This is a genomic window from Brachybacterium sp. p3-SID957 (assembly GCF_025144775.1).
GTDB classification, from domain to species: Bacteria; Actinomycetota; Actinomycetes; order Actinomycetales; family Dermabacteraceae; genus Brachybacterium; species Brachybacterium epidermidis.
In genome coordinates this window covers 1-18,216 of record NZ_JALXKT010000023.1, presented here as the reverse complement: position 1 = coordinate 18,216, position 18,216 = coordinate 1, and the positions used below count along the sequence as shown (strand labels likewise).

The 18,216-nt window shown below is 71.1% G+C and carries 15 protein-coding genes and 2 pseudogenes; 4 read left to right on the top strand and 13 right to left on the bottom strand.

Going from position 1 to position 18,216, the window contains the following annotated elements; all coding sequences use genetic code 11:
- Positions 1-31: 31 nt before the first annotated feature.
- Positions 32-1,531, bottom strand: coding sequence for an IMP dehydrogenase (guaB, locus tag M3B01_RS06775; protein WP_259790463.1), 1,500 nt, complete (start codon positions 1,529-1,531; stop codon positions 32-34).
- 89 nt (positions 1,532-1,620) lie between these two features.
- On the opposite strand from guaB, the gene M3B01_RS06770 reads away from it, so the two are divergent.
- Complete coding sequence (locus M3B01_RS06770; protein ID WP_259790460.1) at positions 1,621-2,079, top strand: VOC family protein; 459 nt, start codon at positions 1,621-1,623, stop codon at positions 2,077-2,079.
- A 191-nt stretch (positions 2,080-2,270) separates the two neighbouring features.
- A pseudogene (locus tag M3B01_RS06765) lies at positions 2,271-3,926 on the top strand (inorganic phosphate transporter).
- Positions 3,927-3,998: 72 nt separating this feature from the next.
- Here M3B01_RS06765 and M3B01_RS06760 read toward each other — a convergent pair.
- The 11 genes and pseudogenes from M3B01_RS06760 to glp form a co-directional block, all read right to left on the bottom strand.
- On the bottom strand, positions 3,999-5,324 hold the full coding sequence (locus M3B01_RS06760) for a threonine/serine exporter ThrE family protein (RefSeq protein WP_259790458.1): 1,326 nt from the start codon (positions 5,322-5,324) through the stop codon (positions 3,999-4,001).
- Entirely contained in the window at positions 5,321-6,088 is a 768-nt protein-coding gene (locus M3B01_RS06755) for a hypothetical protein (protein ID WP_259790457.1), read from the bottom strand. Before M3B01_RS06755 ends, M3B01_RS06760 begins: the two co-directional genes overlap by 4 nt.
- Before the next feature lie 31 nt (positions 6,089-6,119).
- Entirely contained in the window at positions 6,120-7,157 is a 1,038-nt protein-coding gene (locus tag M3B01_RS06750) for a pseudouridine synthase (protein WP_259790456.1), read from the bottom strand.
- An 80-nt stretch (positions 7,158-7,237) separates the two neighbouring features.
- The gene (locus M3B01_RS06745) at positions 7,238-7,936 is read right to left on the bottom strand and encodes a hypothetical protein (protein ID WP_259790454.1); all 699 of its coding nucleotides are present in this window, start codon (positions 7,934-7,936) and stop codon (positions 7,238-7,240) included.
- Positions 7,937-8,205: 269 nt separating this feature from the next.
- Complete coding sequence (gene groL, locus M3B01_RS06740) at positions 8,206-9,789, bottom strand: chaperonin GroEL (RefSeq protein WP_259790453.1); 1,584 nt, start codon at positions 9,787-9,789, stop codon at positions 8,206-8,208.
- Between the two features lie 22 nt (positions 9,790-9,811).
- On the bottom strand, positions 9,812-10,108 hold the full coding sequence (gene groES / locus M3B01_RS06735; protein ID WP_193865552.1) for a co-chaperone GroES: 297 nt from the start codon (positions 10,106-10,108) through the stop codon (positions 9,812-9,814).
- Between the two features lie 366 nt (positions 10,109-10,474).
- Positions 10,475-11,347, bottom strand: a complete 873-nt coding sequence (locus tag M3B01_RS06730) for a metallophosphoesterase (protein ID WP_259790452.1) — start codon at positions 11,345-11,347, stop codon at positions 10,475-10,477.
- A 300-nt stretch (positions 11,348-11,647) separates the two neighbouring features.
- Positions 11,648-12,235 (bottom strand): molybdenum cofactor biosynthesis protein MoaE, encoded by a 588-nt coding sequence (locus M3B01_RS06725; RefSeq protein WP_311203206.1) that lies wholly within the window; start codon positions 12,233-12,235, stop codon positions 11,648-11,650.
- On the bottom strand, positions 12,235-12,783 hold the full coding sequence (locus M3B01_RS06720; protein WP_259790450.1) for a molybdenum cofactor biosynthesis protein B: 549 nt from the start codon (positions 12,781-12,783) through the stop codon (positions 12,235-12,237). Before M3B01_RS06720 ends, M3B01_RS06725 begins: the two co-directional genes overlap by 1 nt.
- 164 nt (positions 12,784-12,947) lie before the next feature.
- A pseudogene (gene moaC, locus M3B01_RS06715) lies at positions 12,948-13,451 on the bottom strand (cyclic pyranopterin monophosphate synthase MoaC); the annotation flags it as partial.
- A complete protein-coding gene (glp, locus tag M3B01_RS06710) occupies positions 13,448-14,851 on the bottom strand; it encodes a gephyrin-like molybdotransferase Glp (protein WP_259790448.1) in 1,404 nt (467 codons plus the stop codon). The pseudogene moaC and the gene glp, both read right to left, overlap by 4 nt.
- A 214-nt stretch (positions 14,852-15,065) precedes the next feature.
- Here glp and moaA point away from each other — a divergent pair, with 214 nt between their 5' ends.
- Together moaA and M3B01_RS06700 are read left to right on the top strand one after the other, a co-directional pair.
- A complete protein-coding gene (moaA, locus tag M3B01_RS06705) occupies positions 15,066-16,139 on the top strand; it encodes a GTP 3',8-cyclase MoaA (RefSeq protein ID WP_396123342.1) in 1,074 nt (357 codons plus the stop codon).
- A 27-nt stretch (positions 16,140-16,166) separates the two neighbouring features.
- Complete coding sequence (locus M3B01_RS06700; RefSeq protein ID WP_311203205.1) at positions 16,167-16,559, top strand: MoaD/ThiS family protein; 393 nt, start codon at positions 16,167-16,169, stop codon at positions 16,557-16,559.
- A 233-nt stretch (positions 16,560-16,792) separates the two neighbouring features.
- Here M3B01_RS06700 and M3B01_RS06695 read toward each other — a convergent pair whose 3' ends face one another.
- On the bottom strand, positions 16,793-17,998 hold the full coding sequence (locus M3B01_RS06695) for a ThiF family adenylyltransferase (protein WP_259790443.1): 1,206 nt from the start codon (positions 17,996-17,998) through the stop codon (positions 16,793-16,795).
- Positions 17,999-18,216 lie beyond the last annotated feature (218 nt).

Genomic DNA, 18,216 nt, shown 5'->3' with positions numbered 1-18,216 from the left:
ATCAGTGCGGGCGCGCCCCGCCCCTGCGGTCTCAGCGGGAGGAGTAGTTGGGCGCCTCCATGATCGCGGCCAGGTCATGAGGGTGGGACTCCTTGAGCCCGGCCGGGGTGATCCGCACGAACTGCCCCTTGTCCTTCAGCTCAGCGACGGTGTGCGCGCCCACGTAGAACATGGACTGGTGCAGGCCGCCCACCAGCTGGTGGAGCACGCTTCCCAGCGGGCCGCGGTAGGCGACCCGGCCCTCGATGCCCTCGGGCACGATCTTGTCGTCGCCGGAGACGTCGGCCTGGAAGTAGCGGTCCTTGGAGAAGGACTTCTTGCCGCGCGAGGCCATCGCGCCCAGGGAGCCCATGCCCCGGTAGGACTTGTACTGCTTGCCGTTGACCAGCACCACCTCGCCCGGGGATTCCTCGGTGCCGGCCAGCAGCGAGCCGACCATCACGGAGTCCGCTCCGGCCACCAGGGCCTTGGCGATGTCACCGGAGTACTGCAGGCCACCGTCGCCTATCAGGGGCACACCGGCGGGCTTGGTGGCCTTGGACGCCTCGTGGATGGCGGTGATCTGGGGGACGCCCACACCGGCCACCACGCGGGTGGTGCAGATGGAGCCCGGTCCCACGCCCACCTTCACCGCATCCACACCGGCGTCCACCAGGGCCTGGGCCCCGGCCTGGGTGGCGACGTTGCCGCCGATCACCTGGACGCCGTCGAAGTAGGAGTCGGACTTGATGCGCTGGATCATCTCGCGCGCCAGGCGTGCGTGACCGTTGGCGGTGTCCACCACCAGCACGTCCACGCCGGCGTCGCGCAGCGCACCCGCACGGTCGATGGAGTCGCCGAAGAAGCCCACGCCGGCGCCGACCAGCAGGCGCCCCTGCCCGTCCTTGGAGGCATCGGGGAACTGCTCGGACTTCACGAAGTCCTTCACCGTGATCAGGCCGCGCAGGGTGCCATCCGCGGCGACCAGCGGCAGGCGCTCACGCTTGTTCTTGCGCAGCAGGGCGGTGGCCTGCTCGGGGGTGACGTCTTCCGGGGCGGTGAACAGCTCGGTGGTCATCACCTCCCGCACCTGGGTGGTGGCCCATTCGGCCACGGGGATGAATCGTAGGTCGCGGTTGGTGCAGATGCCCAGCAGCTGGTTCTTCTCATCCACCACCGGCAGGCCGGAGACCCGGAACTGGCCGCACAGGGAGTCGAAGTCCTCGAGGGTGGCGTCGGGGCCGATGGTGATCGGGTTGGAGATGCGGCCGGTCTGGGTGCGCTTGACCAGGTCCACCTGGTGGGCCTGGTCCTCGATGGAGAGGTTGCGGTGCAGGATGCCGATGCCGCCGTGGCGGGCCATGGCGATCGCCATCCGCGACTCGGTCACGGTGTCCATGGCGGCGCTCGCCAGCGGCACCCGCAGGGAGATCTCCCTGGTCAGGCGGGAGGTGGTGTTCACCTCGGAGGGGATCACGTCCGTCTCGCCGGGCAGCAGCAGCACGTCGTCGTAGGTCAGGCCGATGAAACCGAAGGGGTCCGCGCTCGTCATGGATCGATGCTACCCACGCCCCCGCGATGGCAGGGCCCCCCGGGGCGTGGTTCCGGACACGTGCCCACGCACCGGTCTACAGTCGGCCCATGACCTCTCCCACCCCGTACCTCCACTTCCCCGGCACCGCGCGCCAGGCGCTGGAGTTCTACGCCGAGGTGTTCGGCGGGGAGCTCGAACTGCACACCTTCGCGGACTTCCAGCGGGAGGACGGCCCCGGTTCGGCGATCGCCCACGGGATCCTCACCGGCCCGGTCTCGCTCTACGCCGCCGATGCCACCGAGGAGCACCACGAGCTGCGCACCGACGGGCTGATGTTCTCCCTGCTGGGCACTGCCGACCCCTCGGTGCTGCGACGCTGGTTCGCGCGTCTGGTGTCGGAGGGAACGGTGGTCGAGCAGCTCCAGCGTCGACCCTGGGGCGCCTCCGACGGGCAGGTCAGGGACCGCTTCGGCCTGCTGTGGCTGATCGGCTTCGAGCACGAGCAGGCGGCAGAGCTGGCCCCCGCCACGACGTCCCCGCAGGAGCCCCCCTCCAACGAGCGGTGATCCCCTGTCGAGGTCTCCCGTCGGCCCGGCTGCGCGGGTCACCGGCAGGCTGACGTGGCGTCACCCTCGGAATTCACCCGAAGTTCACCAAGCACCGGTTGACGTCCTAGAGTGAGCGAGTCCTAGCCGGGAAGCTGGATGCTCGAATCGCTCCCCGGATCCTGCCCCCTCCACACTCGGGAACCACGACGATGCGACGCATCCACGAGCCGACCTCCACCGATGCCCCAGTCGGTTCCGCCAGGCACACCCCGGCGCCGGTCGGCATGCTCGGTCCGGACCGGAACTGGCACCTGGGTGCCGGGCTGATGACCCTCGCGACGGCCGGGGCCTTCACGATCTGGGCGTTCGCCTACGCGGGCACCCATGTCAACGCCCTCCTCCTGGTCCTGGCCCTCGCCTTCGGCCTGTTCATGGCCTTCAACATCGGCGGCAACGATGTGGCCAACTCCTTCGGCACCAGCGTGGGTGCCGGCACCCTGACCATGAAGCAGGCCCTGGTGGTGGCGGCCGTTTTCGAGGTCTCCGGTGCGGTGCTCGCCGGCGGCTCTGTCACCGAGACCGTGCGCAGCGGCATCGTCGATCTGGACCAGATGCAGGTCGACGCGCCCGCCTTCACCTACATCATGATGTCCGCACTGCTGGGTGCAGCGGTATGGCTGCTGCTGGCCACCCGGATGGGCTGGCCGGTCTCGACCACCCACGCGATCATCGGCGGCATCGTCGGTGCCGCGGTGACCACCGGTCTGGTGACCGGGACCGGCGGGCTGGCGATGGTGCAGTGGGGTGAGATCGGGCAGATCGCCATCTCCTGGGTGCTCTCCCCCGTGCTCGGTGGGATCGCCGCGTTCCTGCTGTTCGGCGCCATCAAGCGGCGCATCCTTGCGCCGGCCGCGCGTGCGATCGCGCTCGGCTCACGGGGGTTCGACGACGGCGACGACGAGGACGATGCGGACGATCCGGAGCAGGCCCGCCACGTCCCCGGCTACGAGCGCCTCACCGAGCTGCAGCAGACGGCGTTCGCCGAGTCCGCGGAGCTGGACCGGAGCCCGGGCAGCCCCGGGGCGGAACTGGTGGAACGAGCCGAGCAGCTGACCAAGAAGTAGCGCAAGGCCGCCCGCAACGTGGAGCGCAAGGCGGCCTACCACGCACTGGAGAAGAGGGTCCCGCCGCTGGCCGCGGGAGCCGCGGTGGTGATCGCCTCCATGCTGATGTTCAAGGGGCTGAAGAACGTGGGCCTGGACATCACTCCCTGGGGCGGCGCGGTCCTGCTGACCATGCTGGCGGTCGCCGTATGGATCGGCACCCGCGTCTTCGCGCGCGCCCTGCGCACGCAGACCATCTCGCAGGCCACCTTCATCATGTTCAGCTGGCTGCAGGTCTTCACCGCCTGCGCCTTCGCCTTCAGCCACGGTGCGAACGACATCGCCAACGCCGTGGGTCCGTTCGCCGCGGTGCTCGACGTGCTGCGCACCGGAACCGTGTCCCAGGAGGCGGCGGTGCCCATGGCAGTGCTCGTCGCCTTCGGGATCGCGCTGGTCTCCGGCCTGTGGTTCGTGGGTCGCAAGGTGATCCAGACCGTCGGATCCGGGCTCACCACGATGCACCCCTCCTCGGGGTTCGCCGCCGAGCTGGCCGCGGCCGCCATCGTGCTGCTGGCCTCGGTGCTGGGGCTGCCGGTCTCCTCGACCCACATCCTCATCGGTGCCGTGCTGGGCGTGGGTATCGTGAACCGGGCGGCGAACTGGAAGCTGATGCGGCCCATCTTCCTGGCCTGGATCATCACCCTGCCCGCCGCTGCAGGCATCGGCGCCGTGGCGGTACTGGTGATGCGGGCGATCTTCTGACCCACCGCTCACCGACGCCGCGCAGCATCGCGCTCACCCCCTCCTGCGGGGCCGGCACGGCTCCGGCAGCACTCAGGTGGGCTGGTGCACGCGACGCCAGGCGGGTGAGGTGGCCAGGTGCGCCAGGGCCAGACCGAAGGCCGCCGCAAGCACCGTCTGCACCGCTTCCTGCAGCAGCAGCACGCTCTCGGCCAGCTCCCCGGCGTTCAGCATCGTGAACCCGGTGTACATCGCATAGCCGGGGATCATGATCACCACGGCCGGCACCGAGATCGAGATCCGCGGCACGTGCTTGATCCGCGCGATCACGTAGGCGGCCACGCCCACCAGCACGGTCGCTGCGAGAGTGGCCAGCTGCACCGGGGCCCCACCCTCGGTCATCAGGAAGCGCAGCGAGTTGGCCACGGTGGACACAGCAGCCGCAGCCACCGCGATCTTCCACGGGGAGTTGAAGATGATCGCGAAGCCGAGCACGCCCAGGAACGTGGCCAGGGCTCGCAGCGGAAGCTCCAGTGCGAACGGCAGGCCCAGGGGCGTCGCTGGCTGGGCGTCGACGCCGGCGGCGATGCTCACCGTCCAGATCGCTGCGGCCGCGCCCAGGATGATCATCCCCGAGTAGGTCAATCGAGCCATGCCGGCCGAGAAGTCGGAGCGCACCAGGTCCAGCACCCCGGTGATCATGGGGAAACCCGGAACCAGGAACAGCACGGCGGCCATGTAACCGCCGAGGTTGCCCGGGGGGATCCAGCCCAGGCCCACCGGGACTCCGACCATCGTCAGGTACAGGCAGGCGGTGACCACGGCCGCGATCACGGTGATCAGCAGGTGGTTCCACTGCCGCAGCTGGAACACCCGGCGCACGGCCTGCCCCAGGGTGGCTGCGATCAGCACGGCGAGGATCTCGATGGGGCCGGCCTGGTTCAGGAAGGCGAAGGCCGCACAGGCAATGCCGGCCGCCAGCGCGTTGACCGGGCGCGAGTACAGGGGGCGCCGTGCCTTGATCCTGGCCAGTGCCTCGAACACATCGGCCGCGGTGGTGCCGCGCTCCGGGAGCGTCTCGACCATGCGCTGGGTGCGGTACAGGTGGTCCACGTCCACGCCCACGTGCCCGGGCTGCGTGATCCGGGTGCGGTAGCGACCGTTCAGCGTGGCGGTGGCCGTGATGTCGGTGTAGGTGACGATCGAGGTGAACGAGTCCAGCCCCAGCGCGCGGGCGGTGCGGCTCATGGCCACCTTCACCCGGTACGAGGCCATCCCGCCGGCCAGCAGCTCGCTGCCCACGGCCGCCGCGGCCTCGGAGCGGATCGTCAGGGAGTCGGCCACCCCGAGGGGGCTGGTCGAGGTGGGCACCGGCCGATCCCTCCCCTCGATGCCGCCGTCTGCATGCTGCTGGTTCACGGCTGCGGGTCCCCCTCCCGTGCGGGCTCCTTGCCCCCGAGCACTCGTCGGATCCGATCGAACTCGGCCTGGAACGCCTCCTCGTCGTGCCCGTAGCGGTCCTGCCAGGGCATGCCGAGCCGCTGGGCGAGTTCCCGGTTGTTCTGCTCGCGTCGGGCCCGGCGCGCCTCGTCCACCAGGACGCGGCGCGGTGGTGCCGCTGGCAGACCAGCGGCAGTCTGCAGCATGCGCAGACCGTCGAAGGAGGCCTGGTCCCAGCCGATCTCCGGGATCAGCCACTGGCGCTCCTGCGCCGCATCGTCGCGGATCCCGATCAGCGCCAGGGACCCGCGCTCGGCCTCGCCCACGGCGTAGACCACCTGGTCCGTGCGAGCTCGGTCCGTGGTGCGCATCCCCTTGCGCAGAGCCAGGGCACCGTGCTGCTCATCGAGCAGGGCGACCCGGCGGGTGAACACCAGCGGCACGAATGCCCACAGTGCGAACAGGCCCCACAGCAGCAGCGCACCGACAAGCAGCTGCGTCCACGCCGGTTCGAGCATCTGCTCGAGCTGTCCGCGGTGCCCGTCCAGGATGCGGGTTCGCCGCCACTGCTGCAGCCCCGCCCCCGCGAAGGGAGACAGCAGCAGGGAGATCAGGGGCAGCCCGATCAGCACCCCGGGCAGGTAGCGGGCCCTGATGCTGGGGCCGACGAGCACCGCGCCGGACCGGGTGCGGCGGGGGGCCGGCGCGGTCGCGGCGTCGCTGAGCGTCTCACCGGTCGTCACCCTCCCAGGGTACGGGGCCGACCGCGGGCTCTCACCGTCGATGTCGCCGTTCATGAGGGGGCCCCGGCAGGTCGAGTGCGGAGGTGAACCGTCGCTCCTGCCCGGTGACGGGGTCGGTGAAGGCGAGGGAGCGGGCCAGCAGGTGCAGCGGCCCGACCGGATCGCGAGGCGTGGGGTAGAGGTCCTCCCCCACGATGGGCATGCCTCGGGAGGCGAGCTGCGCGCGCAGCTGGTGGGTGCGGCCGGTGAGCGGTCGCAGCCGCAGGGTGAGGGTGCCGTCCAACTCGACGGCGGCCACCTCGACCTCGGTGACCGCATTGGGCTCCCCTGGCACCACGCGGGCGAGCAGATCGCCGTGTTCCTTGACCAGGCGATCCCGAAGCAAGGTCCGCTCACCGACGGCGGTGGGCAGCGCCGGAGTCACGCGGGGCACGGCTACCGCCGCCGTCCCGCTCCCTGCGAGGGGGCCCGCCCACGCCAGGTACTCCTTGAGCACCTCACGGCGGGCGAACAGCTCCTGGTAGGCACTGCGTTCGGCAGGATCCACGCCGAAGGCCAGCACGCCGGCGGTACGGCGGTCCAGGCGATGCAGGGGGCTGAGCGTGGTGATGCCGGTGCTCCCGCGCAGCCGCACCAGGGCGCTGGAGAGCACGTGGGCGCCGCGCGGCATGGTGGCCATGTCGTGCGGCTTGTCCACCACCAGCAGGTGCTCGTCCTGATGCAGGATCACCAGGTCGACATCAGGGACGTGCTCTTGGCGGAGTTCGCGGTGGAACCACAGCTCGTCCCCGGGCTGCAGGACATCCTCGGCCGCCCACGCGGTGCCGTCGGCACGCACGATGTCACCGCGGGCGAAGCGCTGCTCGAGCGGAGTCGCGGCTGGATCGGCCAGGGCGGGGTATCTCTGGCGCAGACCGGCCAGGGCCGTGGTCCCCGGAACGTGGCTTCCCCGAGGAGCGGGGGCGGGCTCGGGGCCGTGCGCACCCCGGCCGGGAGGGGTCGCTGCGGGGTTCGGGATCCGGTAGCGGACCGGGTCCAGTCCCTCTCGCTGCGGCAGCGGGGGCGGCATGCGACGGGAGCGCCTCCGGGCGGCTCGGCCGGGCCGACCGAGCTCGGGGCCGGGATCGCGGCCGGGTTCGGGGGACGGGCTCACAGCCCCCACACGACGAAGGTGAACACGTTGTGGAACACGTAGAACGCGATCAGCCCCAGCAGCAGCAGGTTCGGGTGCCTATCGATGAAGGTGAGGGCCTGCGGGACCTGATCGCGCAGCTCCCGCGGCGTGAGGGCGTCGTAGTGGTCCACGGGGGTTCCCGCCTCACCGGCACAGCGCAGCACGGCCTCCTGCGCGCGCGGACCGAACAGTCGGCTGGAGACGGCCAGCATCCGCTGGTCCCGCTTATCCAGCAGGTACACACCGTCGTAGCTGGTATCCGCGGTGTCGAGCATCTCGGCCGGGGTGGCTCCCCGGTCGATGTCCCGTACCGCGATCACACGCCCCACGTCCCTCCACTGGGCCTCGATGGTGGTGCGGCAGAGCCCCTGCAGCCGGAAGCCCTTCTCGTTGACCTGCAACCAGGCGGTGAACACTCTCAGCACGGTCACCGCGGCGATCACGGCCACGGCCACCCACAGCAGCAGGGGCAGGGTGAACAGCGGGTCGCGGGCGAGTTCGGGGTCCCGCCACAGCTTCTGCCCCACGAAGCTGATGATCACCAGGAACTCAAGCACCACCACGAACACCAGCGCGATCAGCAGGGTACCCAGGATGACCCGGCCGGGTGGGCTGAAGGTCCGGGTGGGTGCGTTCGCGTCAGCCGGTGGCTGCACCTCGCGACTTCCGACCACAGGTCCTCCTGTCCAGCGGCACGACGGAGGGTCGCACCGGTTCCGTCCCAGCTCGTCATCGAGCCGCCAGCGGCTCGATGCACCCTGATTCTAGGCTGTCGCGGCGCTCGTGCCCTGCCGCGAGCACGTGGAGGGGGCGTGGCGCCTCCACAGCGGGAATGACGGAGCGGGCCGCACCGGGGTTCGGTGCGGCCCGCTGCCTGTCGGCAGGTCAGGGCCGACAGCGGGGGTGACCCGCCGGTCGACCGACCGGCCGGACGATCAGACGATCACTCGTCCTCGTCCTTCTTGTCGACCACGAGGGTCTCGGTGGTCAGGACCAGACCCGCGATCGAGGCCGCGTTGCGCAGCGCCGAGCGGGTGACCTTGACCGGGTCGATGATGCCGGCCTCGGCCAGGTCGACGTACTCGCCGGTGGCGGCGTTCAGGCCGTGGCCGACCTTCTCGGCCTTGACCTTCTCCACCACGACGTAGCCCTCGTGGCCCGCGTTCTCGGCGATCCAGCGCAGCGGCTCGGCGACGGCCTTGGCGACCGCACGCACGCCGACGGCCTCATCGTCCGACAGCCCCAGGTCGCCCTCGAGAGCGGAGGCCGCCTGGACGATGGCGCTGCCGCCACCGGCCACGATGCCCTCCTCGATGGCCGCACGAGTCGCGGAGACCGCGTCCTCGATGCGCATCTTCTTCTCCTTGAGCTCGACCTCGGTGTGGGCGCCCACCTTGATGACGGACACGCCGCCGGCGAGCTTGGCGAGGCGCTCCTGGAGCTTCTCGCGGTCCCAGTCGGAGTCGGTGTTCGCGATCTCGGCGCGGATCTGCGCGACGCGATCGGCCACGGCCTGCTCGTCACCGGCACCGCCCACGATGGTGGTGGTGTCCTTGGTGACCACCACGCGGCCGGCGTGGCCGAGCACCTCGGTGCCGACGGTCTTCAGGTCCAGCCCCAGATCGGAAGTGACGACCTGGGCACCGGTGAGCACCGCGATGTCCTGCAGCATCGCCTTGCGGCGGTCGCCGAAGGCGGGGGCCTTCACGGCGGCGCCCTTGAAGGTGCCGCGGATCTTGTTGACGACCAGCGTGGACAGGGCCTCGCCGTCGACGTCCTCAGCGATCACGAACAGCGGCTTGCCGCCCTCGACGACCTTCTCCAGCAGCGGCAGGATGTCGGCGACGGCCGAGATCTTGCCCTGGTGCAGCAGCACCTGGGCGTCCTCGAGCACGACCTCCTGACGGTCGGCGTCGGTGACGAAGTGCGGGGAGATGAAGCCCTTGTCGAACTGCATGCCCTCGGTGAACTCGAGCTCCATCGCGGTGGTGGAGGACTCCTCCACCGTGATGACGCCGTCCTTGCCGACCTTGTCGAAGGCCTCGGCCAGCAGCTCGCCGATCTCGCGGTCCTGGCTGGAGACGGCCGCGACGTTCGCGATCTGCTCCTTGCCGTCGACCTCGATGGCGATCTCGCCGAGCTTGGCGGAGATGGCCTCCACGGCCTTCTCCATGCCGCGCTTGAGCGAGGCCGGAGCCGCACCCGAGGCCACGTTGCGCAGGCCCTCGTGGACCAGCGCCTGGGCCAGCACGGTGGCGGTGGTGGTGCCGTCGCCCGCCACGTCGTTGGTCTTGGTGGCGACCTCCTTGGTGAGCTGGGCACCGAGGTTCTCGTAGGGATCCTCGAGCTCGATCTCACGGGCGATGGTCACGCCGTCGTTGGTGATCGTGGGGGCGCCCCACTTCTTGTCCAGCACGACGTTGCGGCCCTTGGGCCCCAGCGTCACGCGGACGGTGTTGGCGAGCTTGTCGACTCCGCGCTCCAGGGCGCGACGAGCCTGCTCGTCGTAGATGATCTCTTTCGCCATGTGGATCTAGACCTCAGTCCGTTCAGTTCTCGATGATCGCGAGGATGTCGCGCGAGCCCAGCACCAGGTACTCCTGGTCGCCGTACTTCAGCTCGGTGCCGCCGTACTTGGAGAAGACGACCTTGTCGCCCACCTTGACGTCGACCGGGATGCGCTTGCCCTGCTCGTCGAAGCGGCCCTCGCCGACGGCGACGACCTCGCCCTCCTGGGGCTTCTCCTTCGCGGTGTCCGGGATGACCAGGCCGGAAGCGGTGGTCTGCTCCGCCTCGAGCGGCTTGATGACGACACGGTCCTCGAGGGGCTTGATGGAGACCGACATGCGGCTCACTCCTTCATGAAGAGATGACTCTGTGAGTTCGGGGTGCGGGATCCCGATCCTGATCGTCGTCGCGGTGCCGACCGGGAAGGATCCCTCTGGCGGCTTCTGGCACTCTGTGCCGTCGACTGCCAACGAGGGCAACTCTAGAACTACGCTGGCACTCATGCAAGATGAGTGCTAACGACTCCCCCGACTTCCTCCTGCGCACCAGGTCACCCCCTTTTTGTGAAGGCAGCAACAATGAACCGAGATCCTCCCCTTCACCCGCGCGGGCATGCACCGGGTGATGGAGCTCGGCGGCGCCGGGCGTGTGGCCGGCAGTGCGGTCGCCGCTCCGGCTGCGGACGGCGACGTGGTCGACGGCTCTCAGCGCCCGGCGGCGTCGATGATCGCCTGCACGTCCTCGGGTCCGAAGTCGTAGACCGGCACCCGCACGTCACCGTCGGTGTCCCCTCCGGTGTCCCCGGCATTGGGCCACAGGGAGGTGATGATCCCCGGGGCCGTCCCGTTCGCGTCGATCTGGAGGATGCTCGCACCGGACAGGGCCAGGGACCTCTCGTGATCCCCCGCCGCCACCGGATCCACCACGTTGGTGATGCCAGGGGTCACGTGCACGGGGATCCCGGCGAGCTGCCCGGTCATCTCGTGGTGGTAGTGCCCCGAGAGGATCGCCCGCACATCGGTGCCGACGAGCACCTCGGCCAGCTCGTCCACCCCGTCGAGGTCGAGGGCGCGCAGCATCCGGGTGGCGGCCGTCAGCGGGGGATGGTGCACCACCAGCACCGTTCCACCCACGGAGGGCTCGGCCAGAACGCTGCGCAGCCACTCGAGCTGGGCCGGATCCAGGTGGCCGTAGCCGGCACCGGGGACACTCGAGTCCAGCACCACCGCCCGGGCTCCGCCGACCGTGGTGATCACGCGGTCCTGGTAGCGGGGGTCGTGGTCCCCGGGGCCTGCCACCTGGGCGTAGGCGGCGGGATCGTCGTGGTTGCCCATCGCGACCACCAGGGGCGCACCGAGAGTTGCGGCGAAGGGGTCCAGCAGGGCGTGCAGCCTGCGGTAGCTCTCCACCGTGCCATCCTCGGAGGCGTCCCCGCTGTGCACCACCAGGTCCACGCCCTCAAGGCCCGCCAGGCGGTCCAGCACGCCGCGCAGGGCGGCCGCGGTGTCGATGCGCCCGTAGTGACGAGCGGTGGGATCGCCGTACAGGTGGGTGTCGCTCAGGTGCAGGATGCGCATGGCGTCGAGAGTAGCGACCGCAGGTTGCCAGCAGGTGACATCGGCACTGTCGGTGGGTCGTGCGCGGTGCCTGTTCGCGCCGAGGATCTCGGTGGGAATGCCCTCACGGTCCAGTCGCTGGAGCGCCTCCTCCAGCGCCTTCCAGCGTGCGTAGATCGGTCGCAGCCGACCGGGGGGACGGACGGTCTCCTCCCGCACGCCGAGGGCGAGCAGGAACTGCCCCGCCGCGACCCCACAGGTAGTCGTGGTCCTGGGTCCATGCGAAGCCCGGTGGCGTCGACCTGGTCTCTGATCCCCCCGTCATCCCAGGGCGCCCACCCATTCATCGGTGCCGTCAGCGAAGTGCTGGTGCTTCCAGATCGGCAAGCGCTGCTTGACCGTGTCCACCAGGTCGTCGCAGGCGGCGAAGGCCTGCTTGCGGTGCGGGGCCGCGACCGCGCAGCCCAGTGCGGTCTCACCGATCGCGAGCGGCCCCACGCGGTGGGCGAGGGCGATCACCGTGTCGGGGTAGCGCTCGGCGATCTCACGTGCCACCTCGACGATCACCTCGCCCGCGCCGGGGTGCCCGGAGTACTCCAGGCGATCCACGCCCTTGCCGCCGTCATGGTCGCGGACCACGCCGTCGAAGGTGACCACGGCGCCGCAGCGCGGATCGGCCACCGCGCGGGCGAGCGCGGTGACGGACACGGGCTGCTCGGTGACCTGTGCGTGGCGCACCCGATCAGGGGCGGGGCCGATGGGAGGGTCCTCCGGCACGCGCAGCTGACCGGGGTCGGCTCCGAAGGGCGTGGGCCCGGGCCCGGGATCCGCTGCCGACGGCGCGGCCGGGTCCGGATCCGACGGTGCAGCCGGGTCCGGATCCGACGGTGCAGCCGGGTCCGGTGCCATCATTCGTGTCCTCCGCCATCGCGCTGCTCCAGCAGGTGGTCGAGGATCGGGTCCAGCACGGCGATGCCGTCCTTGACCCCGCCACGGGAGCCGGGCAGGTTCACCACGAAGCTGCGGCCGGCCATGCCGGCCAGGCCTCGACTGAGCACGGCGGCCGGGGACTTCTGCGCGCCGATGCGGCGCACCGCCTCGAGCACACCGGGCATCTCCCTCTCGATCAGCGGGGCGGTCTGCTCGGGGGTGACGTCGGTGGGGCTGATCCCGGTGCCGCCGGAGCTGATGATCACGTCCACGCCGTCGGCGACGGCTGCGGCGAGCGCTTCTCCCACCTCGGGGCCATCCGGTACCAGCACCTTGGTGACCTCGTCCAGGCCGCGCCCCTGCAGCCACTGCACCAGCAGCGGGCCGGTGCGGTCCTCGTAGGTGCCGTCGGAGGCTCGGGTGGAGGCGATCACCACACGGGCGGTGCCGGTGAGGGCGGGGGCGGGGGCATCCTCGTCGCGGGCTGTGCAGTCGGCGTCGGTGCGCCGAGCGGGCATCTGCTTCATCGGGTCTTCTCCTCGTCGGTCGCGGGCTCCGCGGGTTCGGCGGGCACCACGGGCTCAGTGGGCCGGGTGTGCTCAGCGGACTGGACGGATTCCGGGGGCTCGGCGGGCTGGGCGGATTCCGGGAGCCCGGCGGACTGGGCGGATTCCGGGGGCTCGGCGGGCTGGGCCGACCGGTCCTCCCGGCGCCAGTCGCCGCTCTTTCCGCCGGACTTGGCCAGCACCAAGACCTCCTCGATCACGGCCAGGTGGTCCACGGCCTTGATCATGTCGTACACGGTCAGTGCGGCGATCGACGCCGCGGTCAGGGCCTCCATCTCCACGCCCGTCACGCCCTTGGTACGCACGGTGGCGGTGATCTCCACCCGGTCCTCGCGCGGCTCCAGGTCGATCTCGATGCCGGACAGCGGCAGCGGATGGCACAGCGGGATCAGGTCGCTGGTGCGCTTGGCGCCCATGATCCCGGCGATGCGGGCCACCGGCAGGGCCTCACCCTTGGGCAGGTCGCCGTCGGCGATGCGGGCCACCACGTCGGGGCGGGTGCGCAGGATCGCACGGGCAGTGGCCCGACGGGAGGTGGTGGCCTTCTCGGTCACGTCGACCATGTGCGCGGAGCCGTCGGCGCGCACGTGCGAGAGGCCCTGGGGCGGGCTCGCGGGATCCTGGGTCATCGTTCTCCTCCGGGAAGCAGGATGGTCTCCACCACGTCACCGTCGCGCAGGTGGCCGGTGCCCACGGGCACCAGCACCAGGGCATCAGCCTGGGCGAAGCCTCCGATCAGGTGGGAGGAGGCTCCCCCCACCAGTCGCACGTGGCCCGAGGGCATCACCCGGGCGCGGCGGTACTGTGCCAGCGCCTTGGGGGACGTCTCCTCGCTCTCGAGCTGCACGGGCAGGCGCAGCGTGGTGCGGGCGGGCGCCCCCAGGGCGGGGCGCGCTATCAGCTCGCAGCTGAGCAGGGCGGAGACAGGGTTGCCGGGGAAGGCCAGCCACGGGATGCGCGCGGCGGGCAGGCCGTCGGAGCCTGCCCGGTCCAGGGTGCCGATCCCCTGGGGGCCACCGGGCTGCATCGCCACGGAGGTGAAGGTGAGCGTGACGCCCTCGTGCTGGGCGGCGTGGCGCACCACCTCGAAGGCCCCCATGCTCACCCCACCGCTGGTGACGATCAGCTCGGCCTCGTTCTCCGTGACCAGCCGGAGCAGCGCCTCCAGGAGCTTCCGTGCGTCGTCGGGCACGGAGCCGACGTGCACCACGTCGGCACCGGCGGCGGTGAGGGCGGCGGCCAGTCCCGGTCCGTTGGCGTCGAAGGTGGCGCCCTCGGCGAGTTCGGCGCCGGCCGCGGGGGCGGCGACCTCGCTGCCGGTGGACAAGACGATCGCGCGCACCGGGGCGATCACCTCCACCTCGCCCACGCCGCAGGTGGACAGGTGGGCGAGGCGCGCCGGGGTGAGCACCTGCCCCTCACGCAGGATCACATCCCCGTGGTGGGTGTCCGAGCCGCGGCGGCGCACGTAGCGGCCCGCCTCGGTTCCGGCGGGGCGCAGGGTGACGGTAGCGGGACTCTGGGCGGGGGCGCCGGTGACGGTGTCGGGGGTGCCGGGGGTGCCGGTGACGGTGTCGGGGGTGCCGGTGGCGCCGGCGGGGTCGAACCTGCCGCGCTCGCTCTCCTCCACCGGGATCACCACGTCGGCGCCGCGCGGGATGGGCGCTCCGGTCATGATGGGGGCCGCCGTGCCCGGCCGATGGTCCACAGGCGGGTCGCCGGCAGCGATGGTGGCCGCCAGCGTCAGGGTGACGGGAGTCCCCGGCGCACGGGGGGTGCCTGTCGGGCCATCCAGGTCGGCGAGCGCCACGGCGTATCCGTCCATCTGGGAGTTGTCGTGGCCCGGTACGTCGACCGCCGCCCGACGGTCCGCTGCGGCGACCCTGCCGACGGCTCCTGCCCCCACGGCGATCCGCTCAGTGCGGCGCACGGCGGCCAGCAGGGCGACGGCATCAGCCACGTGGTCGGCCAAAGGGGTGCGCTGCCGACCCGCGGTGCCCGCGGGGGAGCCTGGTGTGCCTGTTGACATGGCCGCCTCTCCGGTGTGACTGGGTCTCCAGACCAGTATGGCGCGGTGGCCCTCCGGCGCGGGGCTCGGGCGCAGGGAGCGGAGGCTCGATATGGCACACGGCACCGATCCGTGTGCCTCCGCCGGATACCTCCTATGCTATTCGGACGCCCGGCATCACCCGCCGGGCCGATGGGAGTGATGCAGCGTGAGCCCTCGCCGAGTGGGACTGGGGATGCCCAAGCCGCGCAGCACCGACGCGACCGCGCCGTCGCTGCCGGACGTCTCCGATCGCCCGGCCACCGATGCCCTGGTGGACCGCTTCGGTCGCGAGGCCACGGACCTGCGCCTGTCCCTCACCGACTTCTGCAACCTGCGCTGCACGTACTGCATGCCCGCCTCCGGGCTCACCTTCCTGGCCAAGGACCAGATGCTCTCGGTCGATGAGGTGGTGCGCCTGGTACGCATCGGCGTGGAGCACCTGGGCATCGACCAGGTGCGCTTCACCGGGGGCGAGCCCCTCACCCGCCCGGACCTTGACGAGATCATCGCCGGGGTGGCTGCCCTGCGCCCCCGCCCGAACATCTCTCTGACCACCAATGCGATCGGCCTGGACGTGCGAGCCGCGAAGCTCAAGGCGGCGGGTCTGGACCGCATCAACGTCTCCCTGGACACCGTGGTCTCCGAGACCTTCGAGCGGATGAGCCGCCGCCCCCTGCTGCACCGGGTGCTGGAGGGCATCGACGGTGCGCGCCGGGCGGGCCTGGACCCGATCAAGGTCAACGCCGTGCTGCTGCCCGGGGTGAACGACCATGAGCTGCCGGACCTGCTGGACTGGTGCCTGGACCGCGGCCTGCAGCTGCGGGTGATCGAGCAGATGCCGCTGGATGCGGACCGGATCTGGGACCGCACCTCCATGATCACCGCGGCCGACGTGCACGGCATCCTGGCCGACCGCTTCGAGCTCACCGCCGCCGAGGAGCCCCGCAACGGTGCCCCCGCCGAGCTGTACGAGGTCACCGACCGTTCCAGCGGCGCGCATCGGGGCCAGGTGGGCATCATCGCCTCGGTGACCCGTCCGTTCTGCGCCGACTGCCGCCGCACCCGCCTCACCGCCGAGGGCCGCGTGCGCACCTGCCTGTTCTCCCGGGAGGAGACCGACCTGCGCGGTGCCCTGCGCGGCGGAGGCAGCGACGAGGAGATCGCCCGGATCTGGCGGGCCGCCCAGTGGGGCAAGAAGGCCGGCCACGGCATGAACTCGAAGGACTTCGTACAGCCCGACCGCCCGATGAGCGCCATCGGCGGCTGAGCCCGCCGCGACGACCAGGAGGAGACCGTGACCACCCCCACCACCCCCTCGCGGGGCGCCCACGCAGCGCAGGACACCCGGATAGCACAGGCCACCCAGGACACCCAGGCCGCACAAGCCACGACCCCCGCCGAAGCCTCTGTGACCGGCAGCGGATCCGCTGCCGAGGACAGGACCGCGACCATCACAGTGCGCCTGTTCGCCGGGGCGGCAGCCGAGTACGGCTCCGACACCGCCCTGGTGCGCGGCAGCACGGTGGCCGAGGCCATCGCCGACCTCACCTCAGGAGCATCCCCGCAGGCCGCGACCGCGATCGAGCGCTCCAGCCTGCTGGTGAATGCCGTTTCCTGTACCGATCACTCCCGTGCCCTCAAGGACGGCGATCGCATCGACGTGCTGCCGCCCTTCGCCGGCGGCTGATCCCTGCGCCGGTCGCCGGCGGCTGATCCCTGCGCCCTTCCGGCTCGGTGAGCAATACCGGGCGGCCAGCTTCCAGAAACGGGAACGTACTCGCCCGTAACCGGTGCACGGTGAGCCATACCGGGCGGCCAGCTTCCAGAAACGGGAACGTACTCGCCCGTAACCGGTGCACGGCGAGCAATACCGGGCGGCCAGCTTCCAGAAACGGGAACGTACTCGCCCGTAACCGGTGCTCAGGGCGTGGTGATCTGCAGTCCGAGGACGTCGGCGCGATCGCGCAGCCCCTCGAAGCCCCCTGCCAGGGAGCGCACCGTGATGCCGCGCCCAGCGAGGGTGCGCTGGGTGCTCGCGGAGCGGGTGCCGGCCGCACAGTAGAGGACGGCGCCCTGGAGCGGATGGGCACCCCCTGCAGCACCGCCGACAGCAGCATCGCCGACAGCAGCATCGCCCGCAGCACCGTCGTTGTCTGTCCCGTCGCCCGCGTCAGGGTCGTCGCCGGTGGCATCGCCCCTCAACAGAACGCCCATGGGCATGTGCTCAGCTTCCGCGAGCATCCCGCGGGCCACCTCGTCGTCCTCGCGGATGTCGATCACCCGCACCCCGGAGGCGAGCAGGCCGGCCAGCTCCTCGGCCGTGACCTCGTCGGTGGCGGGACCCGTGGGTCCGGGCAGCCCGCACGTGAGCGTGAGGTCCTCCAGCTCGGTGACCGGCGCCCGGCCAGGATCACGGGCCACGGGGATCTCGGTCCAGCGAGCGGCCAGTGCGTCGTACAGGGCGATGCGGCCGTGCAGGGTCTCCCCCACCCCCAGGATGTGCTTGGCCGCCTCCATCGCCATGGTGGATCCGATGACGCCGCACAGCATCCCCAGCACCCCGGCCTCGGAGCAGCTGGGCACCTCACCGGGGCGCGGCGGCACCGGATGCACGTCGCGATAGGTGACCCCCGTGCCCCCGGCGCAGTGGAACAGGCTCACCTGGCCGGTGAAGCCCAGGATCGATCCCCACACCAGCGGCAGGTCCAGGATCTCGCAGGCATCGGAGGCGAGGTAGCGAGTGGGGAAGTTGTCGGTGCCGTCCAGCACCAGGTCATGCCCTCCCAGGATCTCCAGGGCGTTTGCGGGGGTGAGGGTGTCCACCACGGCCCGCAGCTCCACCTCGGGGTTCAGCGCCTGCAGGTGCTGCACGGCGCTGACGGCCTTGGACTGTCCCACCGCGTCGGTGCGGTGGATGACCTGTCGATGCAGGTTGGAGACGTCGACGGTGTCCGCGTCGATCACCGTGATCGACCCGATCCCGGCCGCCGCGAGGTAGGAGAGGACGGGAGCTCCCAGGCCTCCCGCACCGATCACCGCGACCCGCGCGGAGCCGAGCTTCTCCTGGCCGGCGGTGCCCACCTGGGGCAGGCGAATCTGACGGAGGTAGCGGGCATCGGCGTTCATGCTCCCAGTCTCCCACCACCGAGGTGAGAGCAACGCGCGCTGCGGCAGCCATGGCCGGCAGCGAGACGGGGTCCGCGCTGCGGCAGCCATGGCCGACAGCGAGACGGGGTCCGCGCTGCGGCAGCCATGGCCGACGGCGAAACGGGGTCCGCGCTACGGCAGCCACGGCAAGCGGTGAGAGGGAAACCGCTCCGACAGTGGTGGCGGACGGGCAGGGG